General features: G+C 64.6%; 9 protein-coding genes. 6 read left to right on the top strand and 3 right to left on the bottom strand.

Annotated features, from left to right (window positions below):
• Nucleotides 1-147: 147 nt before the first annotated feature.
• Nucleotides 148-780 carry a PEP-CTERM sorting domain-containing protein gene (locus tag J8F10_RS36335; protein WP_210663046.1) on the top strand — a complete coding sequence of 211 codons (633 nt, stop codon included), beginning with the start codon at nucleotides 148-150 and terminating at the stop codon, nucleotides 778-780.
• Nucleotides 781-901: 121 nt separating this feature from the next.
• On the opposite strand, the gene J8F10_RS36330 is transcribed toward J8F10_RS36335, so the two are convergent.
• Nucleotides 902-2023 (bottom strand): TIGR02996 domain-containing protein, encoded by a 1122-nt coding sequence (locus J8F10_RS36330; RefSeq protein WP_210663043.1) that lies wholly within the window; start codon nucleotides 2021-2023, stop codon nucleotides 902-904.
• An 885-nt stretch (nucleotides 2024-2908) separates the two neighbouring features.
• Between J8F10_RS36330 and J8F10_RS36325 the strand changes: the two genes are divergently transcribed.
• The 3 genes from J8F10_RS36325 to J8F10_RS36315 all read left to right on the top strand — a co-directional run bounded on the left by J8F10_RS36325 (nucleotide 2909) and on the right by J8F10_RS36315 (nucleotide 9946).
• Nucleotides 2909-4585: a protein kinase domain-containing protein gene (locus J8F10_RS36325; protein WP_210663041.1), complete on the top strand. Its 1677-nt coding sequence runs from the start codon at nucleotides 2909-2911 to the stop codon at nucleotides 4583-4585.
• 307 nt (nucleotides 4586-4892) lie between these two features.
• Nucleotides 4893-5516: a superoxide dismutase gene (locus tag J8F10_RS36320; protein ID WP_210663039.1), complete on the top strand. Its 624-nt coding sequence runs from the start codon at nucleotides 4893-4895 to the stop codon at nucleotides 5514-5516.
• Nucleotides 5517-5782: 266 nt separating this feature from the next.
• Nucleotides 5783-9946: a ThuA domain-containing protein gene (locus J8F10_RS36315; protein WP_210663036.1), complete on the top strand. Its 4164-nt coding sequence runs from the start codon at nucleotides 5783-5785 to the stop codon at nucleotides 9944-9946.
• Nucleotides 9947-10041: 95 nt separating this feature from the next.
• Here the strand turns inward: J8F10_RS36315 and J8F10_RS36310 are convergent, their stop codons facing one another.
• Nucleotides 10042-10614, bottom strand: coding sequence for a hypothetical protein (locus J8F10_RS36310; RefSeq protein WP_210663034.1), 573 nt, complete (start codon nucleotides 10612-10614; stop codon nucleotides 10042-10044).
• Nucleotides 10615-10722: 108 nt separating this feature from the next.
• Nucleotides 10723-11892, bottom strand: coding sequence for a transposase (locus J8F10_RS39595; protein ID WP_246522717.1), 1170 nt, complete (start codon nucleotides 11890-11892; stop codon nucleotides 10723-10725).
• 287 nt (nucleotides 11893-12179) lie between these two features.
• On the opposite strand from J8F10_RS39595, the gene J8F10_RS36295 reads away from it, so the two are divergent.
• On the top strand, nucleotides 12180-12830 hold the full coding sequence (locus J8F10_RS36295) for a cyclase family protein (RefSeq protein ID WP_210663031.1): 651 nt from the start codon (nucleotides 12180-12182) through the stop codon (nucleotides 12828-12830).
• The gene (locus J8F10_RS36290; RefSeq protein ID WP_210663029.1) at nucleotides 12830-13567 is read left to right on the top strand and encodes an HNH endonuclease signature motif containing protein; all 738 of its coding nucleotides are present in this window, start codon (nucleotides 12830-12832) and stop codon (nucleotides 13565-13567) included. Before J8F10_RS36295 ends, J8F10_RS36290 begins: the two co-directional genes overlap by 1 nt.
• Nucleotides 13568-13930: the final 363 nt, after the last annotated feature.

Below are 13930 nucleotides of genomic sequence, written 5' to 3'. Positions count from 1 at the left end.
ACGTTCCGGCAGTTCGCTTAAAGATGCCGCCCGAACGAACCGACGGGGCTGGCTCTGGATTCGGACCGGAGCACCGGCCCTGCCCCAAACGGTCAAGAACGACCGCGTCGGACCGTCGAGACATCGCCTATCACGGAGGGTTACCGCATGATTCGTCGAACCTGGATCACCCGCCTGTTCACCGCGGCCGTCGCGATCGTGGTCAGCGCCGGGACCACCAACGCCGGGCTGTTGCCCGTCTCGGTCACCGTTCAGCCAGAAGCCGGAAACTTCCGCTGGACGTACTCGGTGGTGCTGCCGACCGACATGAAGTTGCAGGCCGGCAACTACTTCACCATCTACGACTTCGCCGGTTACCAGGCCGGGTCCGCCGCGGTGACGTCCACTTCGCCGGATGCCAGCTTCGCGCAGTACTGGACGCTCAGCACCTCGAACCTCGGGCCGACCCCGGACCGCCTGAACCCGCAGGACGACCCGAACATCGCGAACCTGACGTTCACCTACAACGGGCCGACCATCCCGGCCGGCCAGTTGACGCTGGGGAACTTCTCCGCGACCTCGCTGTACGGGGAAACGGCGCAGAGCTTCTTCACCGCCACCAACCCGCAGGCCATCAGCGGGAACGTCGACAGCAACATCACCTCGACGCTGGTGCCGCAAGGCGACGGCGGCCCCGTGGTCGGCACCCCGGAACCGACCACCCTGGTGCTCGCGGGCCTCGGCCTGCCGCTGATCGGCCTCGGGCGCGTCCTGCGCCGTAAGACCATCGCCGCTGCCTAAGTCGGTAGATCGCATCGTGTAGTACCGAACCCTCGGACGAGTTCGTCCGGGGGTTCTGCTTTTATGCTCGTTCGTCCTCCACGGGCGCTACGAGTAACGGCCGAGGAAAGCCTCGTCTCATCTACACAAGCACTTCTGCCTCTGGAAACCGCCCCTTCAGCGCGACGCGGTGCGAAGCACTCAGGCCGTTGTTCCGCAGATCGAGGTGGTACAGTTTCAGTCGCGCCGGGTCGGAGTCGACCAGCGCGTGAACCGCGCTCGCCGTGAGGCTGTTGTTTGCCAATCCCAACCACCGTAACGGCGACGGGACCGGGCGCCGACTCGTTCCAGCGATGATCTCGCCCACGCCGGGGTCGCTCACACCTTGCCCGTCCAGATCGAGCACCCGAAGGTGGTCGAGCGGAATGGTCCAGCCCAAATTCAAGTGCGTGAGCGGTCCCGGTCCGTTCGGCTTGGAGCGCCACGCGAACCGCAGTTCCTCCACCGTGCGCAGGCACCGACTCGCAAGGGTCTTCTGGATCTGATCTGAAGAGAATCTGATAAAGCTCAAATCGATCCGAGTAAGCCGTCGGTGATCGGCACGGGGAAGTGCCTCGGTCAAGACTTCGAAAAGGTTTGTGTCGTCGGTCAGATCGAGCCCGATAAGTGACGGCAGCGCGGGGCCGGCGAGAAGCGCCCGAAGCCAGGGGATCGGCACCGGAAGATCCCGTAAGTTCAGATCCGTCAGTTGCCCCAAGTGCGAGCACGCGGCGAGTTGATCGAAATAATCTGGGTCCCGCCTTAGTTTGCTGAAATCGAGCCGCTTCACTCGCGTTAGTTGAGGGGAGTTGAAGAGCGCTGCGAGCGAAACGGGAGCCATCGTGAACGTGAACCGTTCCACGAGAAGCGAGCGAATCGGGGCGGCCGCGAACAGCGCCGAAGCGTCGCGTGCGAACGTCGCCGCGTTCACGCCCACGTGCTCAATAAACCCCCGCGCGAACCTGTACCCGATGATGCGTTCCGCTACGGGCTGGGTCCATTCTTCTCGGAACCGGTCCAGTAGCTTCTGGGCCGCGGCCTCCGACTCCCGAGCGCAGGGGCTAAACGGTTCCGCGTGCGCCGCTTCCACTTGCAAGCGAATGAACTCACCGCGGTCCGGGTCGCCGTTCTCCTTCAGCCAGTCCGCGAACATGAGGCGCGGAGTGTCCTCTTCCGGGTCCGCGATAATGGCGGCGAGCAGCGATTCGCGGTCGCTCAGGGACATGCTCGAACGGCTCCTCGGCGTGCGCGACGAGAAACTGGGCTAATTAGCGCCCGCGCGCTTCGACTCGGGCACAGATCGGGTCGCGGACGCGCGGCCGCATACGATGCGGTTCGCGAGATCCGGGTCGTCATTTCATAGCATCGCGCAACCGCTCGCGTCTGGCGCATCACGCGACTCGCTTCGCCCGTACCGGTGTCGTGTCATTTCGACATCGGCTGTAGAGTTATGGATTGTACCAGCACAACGCCAATGCCCGCACTTCATAATGTTGGGGAAGAAGCGCCGCGCGCAGATCGCTCCCTCCGATCCTAAGGGCCAGTCTCGCGTCACCGAAACACAAAGCGTCTTTGCTGTTACTGAGTGCGGTGTTCCAGAAAGCTAACCTTACGCTAACATTTCGCCATCAAAATGGGGGCGGTGGCTACGTTTTCTCGCAATTCGAGATCGCAAATTCACCGTGATTTCCGGGTATTTCGCGTTTGAGGTTAACAATTGCTAACATTTTCGGGGGCCAACTGGTACCGCGTACTGCGCAGAGGTTCCGCGGTTTCAATCTCACGAGCTATTATACCACCGGGTGATAATATACGCAGTTATATTTTCACCAGGTTAGCGCGTATTTGCTGGGGGGATCGCGGGCGCACACGTGTGCCCGGTCCGTACTCGGCCCCAGTGCGGAAATTTGGCACCGGAACGCTGTACCGTCGTCATTGAATCGGATATAGTCATGCGATCCAACGAGTTTCATGACTCCGTTGCACCGGGCCGCCCCGATCGCCCACTGCGAATCGAAAATGTTCGCGCCAGCACACCGGGGCAGTCGAGTACCGTGTGGTACCGAACACCGCGCCCGAGTGCCTGCACCGGGACTCCAGAGACCGCCGAATGACGAACGCATCCGACTTCGACGGTGACGGCCGCGGGTCGACTCAGTCTTCGGTTCCGACCGTGCCGGGATTCGTCCCGAGGTTCGCGCCCGGCGCGGCCGAACTGATGCCGCGCGGGGCGTTCCCGGAGTACGAGTTCCTGCGCGAGTTGGGCCGCGGGGGGATGGGGATCGTGTACCTGGCCCGGAACCGCGCTCTCGATCGCCTCGAAGCGATCAAGGTCGTGAGCGGCCCGTGGTCCGAGGACCAGTTCCGACAAGAGGTCCGGGCCGCGGCGCGGCTCAACCACCCGAACGTGGTCACCGTTTACACCGCCCTTTCGGGCGGCCCCCTGGCGTTCGCGATGGAGTTCGTCGAGGGCGAGAACCTGGCGCGCCTGGTGAAATCGCGCGGGCCGCTCTCGCCGGCGCGCGCGTGCTCCTGCGCGCGGCAGGCGGCTCTGGGGCTCCAGCACGCCCACGAGCGCGGGATGACGCACCGGGACGTGAAACCACAGAACCTGATGGTGTTCCGGGCGAACGGGCGGGACGTGCTCAAGGTTCTGGACTTCGGACTGGCCAAGCTCGCGGAGCCGGACCTCGACTCGGTCGCCGTGCTGGGGCCGATACTCGGAACCCCCGGGTACGCTTCCCCGGAACAGGTCCGGAACGCGGACGCCGCGGACGTTCGGTCGGACGTTTACAGCCTCGGGGTCACGCTGCGCTTCCTGCTGACGGGGGAGCAACCGGGCGAGGACGATCCGTCGGAGTCAGACGCGCTCCAGGCGTCCTGGCCCGACGGACTCGCCGCGGTTCTCGCAAAGATGACGGCCCGTGCCCCCGGTGATCGGTACCAAACGGCGGCCGAGGTCGCGTCGGCACTGGAGCCGTTCACCGTGCCCCCACAAGAACCCCCGACGCCCGCGCGACCGAAACGCCGGTGGCGCGCGGTCGGTGCGGGTGGTGCGCTTCTGGCGATTGCCCTCGGTGTCACGGCGATCGCTCTTTCCGGTGGGGCGCCTGCAGTGCCCCCGATCGGTGGCCCCACTCCCACCGCGCTTCAACCCGTCGAAACCGGATTCGTTCCCCTTTTTAACGGCACCGATCTATCCGGTTGGGTTGTGGACGGCGGCGACGCCGATCAGTGGCGCGTCGAAGAGGGCGCGCTCGCCACGACCGGGCGCAAGAACGGACCGCAGACGTGGCTCCTGAGTCAGCACCCTTACGGCGACATGCGGTTGCGCTTCGAGTACCAGCTCGAGGCGGGCGGGAACTCCGGGTTCGCGTTCCGCGCGGTGCCGGGGGAGCGCCCGATTTTGGCCCCCGGTGGGCGCCCGACGCCGACCGCGTACCACCAACAGGTGGAACTCTCCGACGACGCGGATAAGGAGTGGCAGTGGCTCCCCACCGGGCAGGTGGCCGGTGGGAGCGGACCAACCGCCCCCGTGCTGAAGCCCACGAGCCCGGCCAAGCTCCGACTGCCGGGCGAGTGGAACGCGGTCGAGATCGAGATGGTGGGGCAGGCGCTCAAGGTGACACTGAACGGGAGCGTAATTCAGACGGCCGATCTGGACCGACTCATCGCGCAGGGGAGCCGGTTCCCCGCCCTCAAGCGCAAACAGGGGCGGATCGGGTTCCAACAGTGCCGGTACACCGCGCGGTTCCGCAATATCGAGGTCCTCGAACTTCCCAAGTGAACCCCGCAAGGGTGGCGCGCCCCTCCCTCGCAAGGGTGGGTGCCCACTGAGAGGCAAGCGAACCCCGCCCTTGCGGGCGGGGGGGGGGCTTCGCGCCGACAAGTACGCGCACCCGCCGCCCTTGCGGGCGGGGTTCACGTCGCGCGCTGTCGGTATGGCGCCGTCGGTTCCAATCGGGTTCACCTATCGTCGGGCTTTCGAGTTCCGCTGAGCAGTTCCACGCAAACCCCGCACCCGTCCATAAACTGACTGGGTCGGGCGACCGACCGCCCGCGTGGTTCCCGTCTCATACCCGAGGAATTTCCCAATGGCACATACCCTCCCCGCGCTGCCGTATGCGTTCGACGCACTCGAACCGCACATCGACGCCAAGACGATGGAGATCCACAGCCAGAAGCACCACAAGGCTTACGTCGACAACCTGAACAAGGCGCTCGAAGCGGCCCCGGACCTCGCGAACCAGGACATCGTGACCCTGCTCCGCGGGATCGGGAGCGTGCCGGCCGGGATCAAGCAGGCCGTCATCAACAACGGTGGCGGGCACCACAACCACACGCTGTTCTGGGAGATCATGGGCGCGGGCGCCGGCGGCGAACCGACCGGCCAAATCGCGGACGCGATCAAGGAAGGGTTCGGCGACTTCACCAAGTTCAAGGACACGGTGAAGAACAACGGCCTCACGCAGTTCGGCAGCGGGTGGAGCTGGGTCGTGTACAACCCGACCTCCGGCAAGCTCGAAGCGCTCAAGAAGCCGAACCAGGACAGCCCGCTGATGGAGGGTTTGGTGCCGGTCCTCGGCGTGGACGTGTGGGAACACGCCTACTACCTGAAGTACCAGAACCTCCGCGCCGCGTACATCGATGCGTGGTGGAACGTGGTGAACTGGAAGGCGGTCGAGGCCAAATACGCAGCCGCCAAAGCCGGGAAGTAAGGCGCGGGTGGGGGATGCACGGGGGGATGCACAGGGCTTCCGCCCTGTGCTACGTCAGACGGCCCCTCCGGGGCGAATACCGAAAGCCATCTACCTGGATGAAGACCAACACCCTCAATGCGTTTCCGCCCCGGAGGGGCCGTCTGACGTAGCACAGGGCGGAAGCCCTGTGCATCTCCTCTCTTCTGTGCCCAACCGAGATTTCACTTCCCCGTCTTTGCGGGTCGCGGCTACCATCGGAACACCTCTTCCGGGAACCGTGACTCATGCTCTACCTCCGACTCGCATTCGTCCTTCTTTGCACACTCACCGGGCGGGCCGTTACGCACGCGGTCGAGCCGTGGGCCGATGACAAGCTCCCCGTTACGGACGGTATCGCGCTGTGGTTGGACGCGGGCCGCATCGACGCCGCGCGCAAGGCCAACAACGAGAAGCCCCCGGCGGGTGGGAAGCTCGCGACGTGGTTCGACGGGTCCGGGAGGGGTCGGAATCTGAAGCAACCGGCCGCGACCGCGCAGCCGAAGATTGTGAAGGTCGGCGACACGAGCATCGTGCGATTCGACGGCGAAACCAATCACCTCCGGTTCACGGGCGGTAAAGACGACGCGAAGGCGTTCACGGCCTTCGTTGTGGTCGCACCGCGAACTAATCCCGGCGCGTTCCGCGGGTTCTTCGCGCTCAACGCCCCCAACGGGCGCGACTACGAAAGCGGCTTCACCATCGACATGGGACCGAACTTCACGCCGCGTTTCACCGATCTCAATGTTGAGGGCCGGGGGTTCGGCGGATGGCAGAACCTGCTCAAGCCCGGTGGTGACTTCGGGAAGCTCTACCAACTCGAAGTGCGCGGGAACGCCGAAGCCAAGTCGATTCGATTGTTCACGGACGGCGTCGCGAGCGGCGAGCGCCCCTGGGCGCCCGCCGCACTGAGCCTGGCAGAGATTACCGTCGGCGCGCGGTTCTACACCAACGGCCCCGGTGCGCACGAGGTACGCGGCCCGGCCCGGTGCGACATCGCGGAGGTGCTGTTCTACGACCGCGCGCTCACCGACGACGAAGCCAAGAAGGTGCGCGCGTACCTCACCGCGAAACACGCTAACTTGAAGCAGAACCTCCCGCCCGAACCCCCGGCCGCGGGCGAGCGCCTCGTGCCGGTTACAGACCCGCCCCCGGTGCAGGTGTTCGTGCCGGGATTCACGGTGAAGCAACTCCCCGTCGATCTCACGAACGTGAATAACGTGAAGTACCGCGCGGACGGGGCGCTCGTAGCACTGTGCTACAACGGCGACATCTGGGTGCTGAAGGACACCGACGGCGACGGCGTCGAGGATAAGGCCGAACTGTTTTGGGAGAACAAGGGGCGGCTCCGGGCGCCGATCGGAATGGACCTCACGCCGCCGGGGTACAAGCACGGTGCCGGGGTGTTCGTCGCGTGCAAGGGGAAGGTGACGCTCATCGTCGATACCGACAACGACGGCAAAGCCGATAAGGAGATCATCGTCGCGGACGGGTGGAAGGAGATCGCGAACAACGTGGACGCGCTCGGCGTCGCGCTCGACCCGAAGGACGGGGCCGTGTACTACGGGCGCGGGGCGTTCAGTTACACCGATGCGTACCGCGTCGACAAGGACAGCAAATCGCAATACTCGCTCAAAGACGAAGAAGGAACGATCATCCGCGTCGCCCCCGACTTCAAGACGCGCGAAATCGTCGCGACCGGCATCCGGTTTCCTGTGGGGCTGCGATTCAACAAGGCCGGCGATCTGTTCTGCACGGACCAAGAGGGCGCGACGTGGCTCCCTAACGGCAACCCGCTCGACGAGCTACTGCACATCCAGCGAGACGACAGGAGGGGGGCGGGGGGGGAACCCGCGGGGGGGGCCTCCCCAAAAAAGGTGAGGCACTACGGGTTCCCGCCGCGGCACCCGAAGCACCTGCCGGACGTGATCGATGAACCGAGCACGTTCGATTACGGCCCGCAGCACCAGTCGACGTGCGGGTTCTGTTTTAACGAACCGGTGAAAGACGGCGGCCACCTCCCGACCGTCCCTGCCGGAACAGGAAGTTCCGTTGCGCGGGACGGTCAAACGTTTGGTCCGAAGAGTTGGGCGGGCGATGCGATCGTAACGGGCGAGTCGCGCGGCAAACTGTACCGCACGCAGTTGGTGAAAACGGACGCGGGCTACGTGGCGAAGAATCACCTCTTCGCGTGCCTGAACATGCTCACCATCGATTGCTGCATCGCGCCGGACGGTTCGCTCGTGGTCGCGTGTCACAGCGGTGGCCCGGATTGGGGCAGCGGGCCAACGGGGAAGGGCAAGCTCTACAAGATCAGTTACACCGACAAAGAACACCCGCAACCGGTGTTGGTGTACCCCGCGGGGCCGCGCGAGGTCCGCGTCGAGTTCGATCGGCCGGTCGATCCGCAGTTGCTCCGTGACGTGTTGGCGCAAACGAAGCTCACCGCGGGGAAGTTCGTTCGCGCCGGCGACCGCTTTGAAACACTCTGGCCGGGGTACGCGGTCGTTCAGGCCGAGAAACTCGCCCCGCGCTTCAATGTACCGGTTCATTCGGCGCAACTCACCCCCGACCGCCGAACGCTCGTGCTGGCCACGGACCCGCTTCACGGTGCCGGGCACTACGCGCTCACGCTTCCTGGCATGGGGCGGCCCGCAAAGGACAAGACGCCGAAGGGCGCTCTCACGCAGCACCCTCAGATCGATCTCGACTTCGATTTGAGCGGTTGTGAGGCAACATGGTTCGACGAAAATGGCAAAGCGGTGCGGACCGGTTGGTTGCCGACCCTGGACTTATCGCTCGCTCAGAAACTGACCGCCGGGAGCGCCGCTCACGCCGCTCTCTGGGAAGAAATGAAGAAGGGCGGGTATCTGGTACTGAAGGGACAACTGAACCTGATTGATATGCTCCGCCCGGCCGTTCAACCGGGATCGAAAATCGATTACCAGTTCCCGAAGGAACAGATCACGGTTAAGCACGGAAAATCTCTTATTACGGAAGCAAAGGAAGGGGGGCTGTGGCCCGAGCGTCTCGTGGTGCGGGTGACACCCGGCGCGGGCGATTGGCGCTCCGCTTCTGTGACGTGGTTCACCGCAGAAGATAAGAGCCCGCGCCCGTTCCCGCTCCGCCGCGCGCTCGTTCCGTGGGCGGATACGAAGGCCGAAATCGGGAAGCCGATCGAACTCGCGCGCCCGAAGGAACTCGATGGCGGGAGCTGGGCGCGCGGGCGCAAGGTGTTCTTCAGCGAGCAAGCGGCGTGCTTCAAGTGCCACAGCGTCCATTCACAGGGTGGCAGCATCGGTCCCGATCTCACGAACCTCATCCATCGCGATTACGGTTCCGTGGTGCGCGACATCACGCAACCGAGTTTCGCCATTAACCCCGATTTCCTCGCGTCCGTGGTCACATTGAAAGATGATCGCGTACTCACGGGGGTGATCCGCACGGTCGGCGACAAGCTCCATATCGGCGACAATAAGGGGACGACCACGATCGTCGATCGCACCGACGTGGAGTCGATCAAGGCGTCACCGCTATCGGTCATGCCGGACGACTTGCTGAAGAAGCTCCCGCCCGATCAGGCCCGCGATTTACTCACGTTCCTGCTCACTCCCGCGCCACGAATGCCGGACGATTACGTCGGCCCCGAGACGCGCCCCAAGCCGCGCACGCTCGCGGAGGTGAATGCAGCGCTCGCGGGGGCGCCCAACCCGCCCGAGAAAACGCGCCCCATTCGCGTCGTGCTGGTGGCAGGGCCAAAAGACCACGGGAAGGGCGAGCACGACTATCCCGCGTGGCAGAAGGCGTGGGCCGAGTTGCTCGCGGCCGACGACAAGGTCGAAGTCGTGACCGCAATGGAGTGGCCCGCGAAGGAGGAGTTCCAGAAGGCCGACGCGATGGTCTTCTTCCAGCGGGGCGACTGGGACGCGAAACGCGCCGCCGAGATCGATGCGTTCCTCGAGCGCGGCGGCGGTCTGACGTACCTCCACTGGGCAGTGGACGGGCAGAAGGATTCGCCCGGCTTCGCGAAGCGCATCGGGCTGACGTGGGGTAACGGCTCCAAGTTCCGCCACGGTCCGGTGGACCTCGACTTCAAGGACGCAAAACATCCGATCGCGCGCAACTTCGACAAACTGAAGTTGGTGGACGAGAGCTACTGGCAACTGACCGGCGACTTACCGAAGGAGCGCGTCCTTGGGTGGGCCAACGAGGACGCGAAACCGCAACCGCTGTTCTGGTCGGTGGAGCGCGGAAAGGGGCGCGTGTTCGTATCGATCCCCGGCCACTACTCCTGGACGTTCGACGACCCACTCTTCCGCGTGCTGCTCCTGCGAGGCATCGCGTGGACCGCGAAGGAACCAGTGGACCGGTTCAACGATCTCGTGCTACCGGGTGCGGACGTGGCGAAGTGATTCCGAATCGCGTGGCACCGACCTTCTGAAATCGGTCGGTGCTGCGTTGGATTGATTTCGGTTGTGGTAGTACAGCAGCGGCGCAGGAGGTGTGCTTACTTCTTGTCCTGGGGTACATGGAATCGTACCTGTTCTTTCCACTGAGGCGGCAAGTCGAGCTGGCGGCGAACGTCCGTCTCCACGACCACCGTCTTGAGGGGTTTCGGGAGTACGATGAAGCAGTAATCCGCAACTGCCTCATCCTTTGCTTCCTGGTGTGCTGTCCGCTTGGAGAGGCCATCCACCTGCCCAGGGAGGCGCCCCTCTGTTTGATAGCCACGAGCGGAGACGTGAAGTAATACTTCGTCGCCTCGCATGAACGTCTCGACCGACAGACTTGCGTCACACCCCACGAATACGGCGACCACGAAGTGTATGTCGAAATCGGGGCTCAGTTCCTGGTCGCGCTCAGTGAACGGCGGGTCGGCTTCTTTCCCGCGGTGCTGCGCCCACAGTTCTTTCCACTCGCGTTCCTGAGTCACTACGACGAACCGCTCTTTGCGGATCGCACTGTGCGAGCCACGGAGGACGAGCGTCGGCTTGAGCTTCGTTTCCTTCGGCTCTCCAGCGAGCGAAGCGGTGGCCAGTGTGCCCAAGGCGACCAAGCCGAGCGCGGTGCGGATGTTCACGGGCGCACCTCGTGAGTGGGGAGCAGCTTCATTCGCGATATAGCCCGGCAACTGGGCGAACGATAGCCCAACTAGTTCTTGTAGCGAGCCGCGACCGCAACAGTAGTTTCAAGGCGTTGCGTTGGTTGTAAGTGTATTGTGTGGCAGGGTAATACATCGTGTGCGTGGGTATCGTGAGCGGATCCGTTGCGTGAGCCAGTCGAGCATCTCGGCCAACGGGAACTGGGCGACCCAGGCGGTCGGCGCGAGCCCGCGTGCCCGAGCGATCCGGAGCGTCAGGTACACCCACACCTGGCGCAACAGCAGGGCCACGCCCTCGAGCAGCAACCGGTACTCGGGGTTGGTGCTGGTGGTCCACCCGCGGGCCTGGTTCTTCTGCCGATAGCTGGTCTCGATCCCGAACCGCTCTCGGTACCGCCGGCGCCCCAACCGAGCCCGGTTCGCCTCCGACACGGCGGTCGCATCGCCCCACCCGCGGAACGCGTACACCCGGGCGTGCGATTCGCCCTTCCGTTGCCACACGAGCACCCGAGTCGATACCGCCTTGCGGCTCTTCTCGGTGACCCACTCCATGGTGGTGATGGTGCCGTGGGGTTGGGTGTAGCTGGCGTTGCGGCGGTTGGTACCGGTGCCCTTCTTGCGCATCGGGACCGTGTAGCTCAGGTTCCGTTCCTGCAACAGCAACAGGGTCTCCCCGCTGTCGAACCCGGCGTCCAGAACCACCCCGCGGACCGTGAGCCCGCGGGCCGCCACCTGGTCCAGAAGGGTCTGCACCTGCTGGTGCGGCTTGGTTCCTTTCGTCACGCTCATCAGCCCCACGGTGTACCGCCGGTGCTTGTGAATCAGTACCCCGGTGGCGTACGCGTGAAAGAACGAGGTCCCGGCCTTCTTGGGTCCGCCGATGATCCCCGGGGTGCTGCGATCCCCATAAAAGGGGACGTAATGCACATCGATGGCACACGTCCACCGGCGCCTCCGGTCCCGGCGCGTGAACCCCGCCACCTGGTGAAGGGCATCCACCAACCGGGCCGTGAGTTGGTCCCGGGAACCCCGGTTGGCGTGCATCGCCTGTCGCGCGGTCTCGTGGGAGAACCCGAAGTACCGGGTCACTACCGCGAACAACGTGCGGGTGGTGCCCGCGATCAACAGCACCAGGTCGAGCAACTGGGTGCGCGTGACCGACCGCTTGTAGTCGGTCCAACCCAGGGCCCGTTCCAACGTTCGGCGCGTCAGTGCGTGGACCACCGCCGGGGTGATCGTAGAGTAACCACGTCGCATGGGAGGCTCCCGTTCAAGTGCCTGAGAACCTTGAACTTAGGAACTCCCATGCGGCACTGCCAAATCACTTGAAACTACTGGCAAGGGAGCGGGAGGCGCACCCCGTTTATCGTCCCAGTTCCACACACGGGAAGCCCCGCTCCCTTGCGGTCGCGGCTCGTTCGGTCGCTACGGGATCTCGAAACGAGCCTAACTACCCGTGTGTTGTCTTCGTGTGCGTGGTTGTCAACGAGACGGTATGATGCCCGAAACCGCGGGCGCATGCGGTTCCAGGAATCGAGGGTGCCATGCTGATTGACGTGAGCCACACGATCGAGAGCGGGATGATTACCTACAAGGGGCTGCCCGCCCCGCTCGTGTGCGACTTCCTCTCGCGCGAGGCGTCGCGGTCGGTCTACGCCCCCGGCACCGAGTTCCACATCGGCAAAATCGAGATGGTCTCGAACACCGGGACGTACCTCGACGCGCCGTTCCACCGGTTCGCGGACGGAGCGGACGTATCGCAACTGCCCTTGGACCGCGTCGCGCACATCCCCGGACTCGTGGTGCGTTTCGACCCGACCGCGGGCCGCGCGGTTACGCGCAAATTCTTCGCGGGGCTCGATGTTCGCGGGAAAGCGGTCCTCGTTCACACCGGCTGGGACGCACACTGGCGCACGGACCAATACTTCGAGGGCCACCCGTTCCTCACGGGAGAGGCGGCCGCGTACCTCGCCGAAGCGGGCGCCGCCCTGGTGGGTATCGATTCGCTCAACATTGATGACACCGCCGACATGCAGCGCCCGGTCCACACCGCGCTGCTCGGTGCGGGCGTGCCGGTCGTGGAGCACCTCACGGGGCTGGCCGCGCTGCCCGATTCGGACTTCCGATTCTTTGCGACGCCTGTCAAAGTGAGGGGCATGGGTACGTTCCCCGTGCGCGCGTTCGGGTTGGTGTAATGAACCCGCAAACCGGTCAAATCTACGCGAGACGGCGCGGCGGAAAGGCCGAGGTCGTTCGCGTCACGGCCGTCACGGCCGTCGCGGACGAGTGGGCGGAGTTCCAGTTTTTGCACGGCCCGGAACGGGTCCTTCGAGCCGGTTCGGGCCGCTGTAAGGTCAAGAACTTCGCCGCAGCGGGCTGGGAGCCGACCGACGAGCGCGCGGACTACACACACCTCGACGGCGCGACGCGCTACGAGACGTTCCGCGTGCTCGATACGAAGGGCGACCCGATTTTGAGGTGCAGCGCGAAACGGGCCGCGTTCTACTTGCGGAAGGGCTACGCCCGCGCGATCGCGCCGAACGTGTTGCAGTTCCTCGACCCGCAAACGGAGGACCGGCTCCGTGAACTGTACCTCGGCGGGTTCACCGAGTTCTTCATGGAGGTCAAGAACGACCGGTGCGTGTGTTGCGGGGCGACGACCGACCTCACGCGGCACCACGTCGTGCCGAAGCGCCACAAGAAGAACGTGCCGCAGCCGTGGCGCTCGTGCCTGTCGAACGTGCTGTTCGTGTGCGGCGCGTGCCACCGCACCTACGAGGACGCGCCCGAGCCGACGGTCACCGCGAGCGCCGACTGGCGCGTGTTCGTGTGGGCGTGGCGGGACCACTTCCGGGACGTGCTGAAACCGCGGTTCCTGCCCAATGGGTGGGACATCATCTCGGTGCAGAATTTCGCGGCCCTGGAAGAGTAGAGCGGGCGACAAATCCTGTAACCCTTATTTGCGTCAGTTCGTTTCTCAGTTCGGCCGTTTTGCTCGTTTCGCGTGTGGTCGGCGTTCGCGCGGTGCGGTCGCATTCGCGCGCCGCGCGAATAAGCCCTTCACCGGTGAGCGAATTTTCGCGTGCCGGGCGCGAATCGGGAGTGATTCCCGAGTTCCCCCCCCCGCTCTTCTGCCCCATTCGTTTGTCACCACCGGAATCGTGCCGCAAGTTTGTCGCGGACTGGCTGCTGTGAGCCGGCCGATCTGCGGCCCGGTGCGACCCCCACGATCCCGACGCCCACCTGTTATGAATCTCTTCCCCCGGAACCGAAACGACGAGCGCGATCGCGTTCG

The sequence above is a fragment of the Gemmata palustris genome, assembly GCF_017939745.1.
Lineage (GTDB): Bacteria > Planctomycetota > Planctomycetia > Gemmatales > Gemmataceae > Gemmata > Gemmata palustris.
This window is presented reverse-complemented; position numbering and strand designations above follow the sequence as displayed.

Excerpts from the sequence above, each read along its gene's own strand:
- J8F10_RS36315 (WP_210663036.1), top strand. The coding sequence starts at position 5,783 with ATGCTCTACCTCCGACTCGCATTCGTCCTTCTTTGCACACTCACCGGG.
- J8F10_RS36325 (WP_210663041.1), top strand. The coding sequence starts at position 2,909 with ATGACGAACGCATCCGACTTCGACGGTGACGGCCGCGGGTCGACTCAG.
- J8F10_RS36290 (WP_210663029.1), top strand. The coding sequence starts at position 12,830 with ATGAACCCGCAAACCGGTCAAATCTACGCGAGACGGCGCGGCGGAAAG.
- J8F10_RS39595 (WP_246522717.1), bottom strand. The coding sequence starts at position 11,892 with ATGCGACGTGGTTACTCTACGATCACCCCGGCGGTGGTCCACGCACTG.
- J8F10_RS36320 (WP_210663039.1), top strand. The coding sequence starts at position 4,893 with ATGGCACATACCCTCCCCGCGCTGCCGTATGCGTTCGACGCACTCGAA.
- J8F10_RS36295 (WP_210663031.1), top strand. The coding sequence starts at position 12,180 with ATGCTGATTGACGTGAGCCACACGATCGAGAGCGGGATGATTACCTAC.
- J8F10_RS36330 (WP_210663043.1), bottom strand. The coding sequence starts at position 2,023 with ATGTCCCTGAGCGACCGCGAATCGCTGCTCGCCGCCATTATCGCGGAC.
- J8F10_RS36335 (WP_210663046.1), top strand. The coding sequence starts at position 148 with ATGATTCGTCGAACCTGGATCACCCGCCTGTTCACCGCGGCCGTCGCG.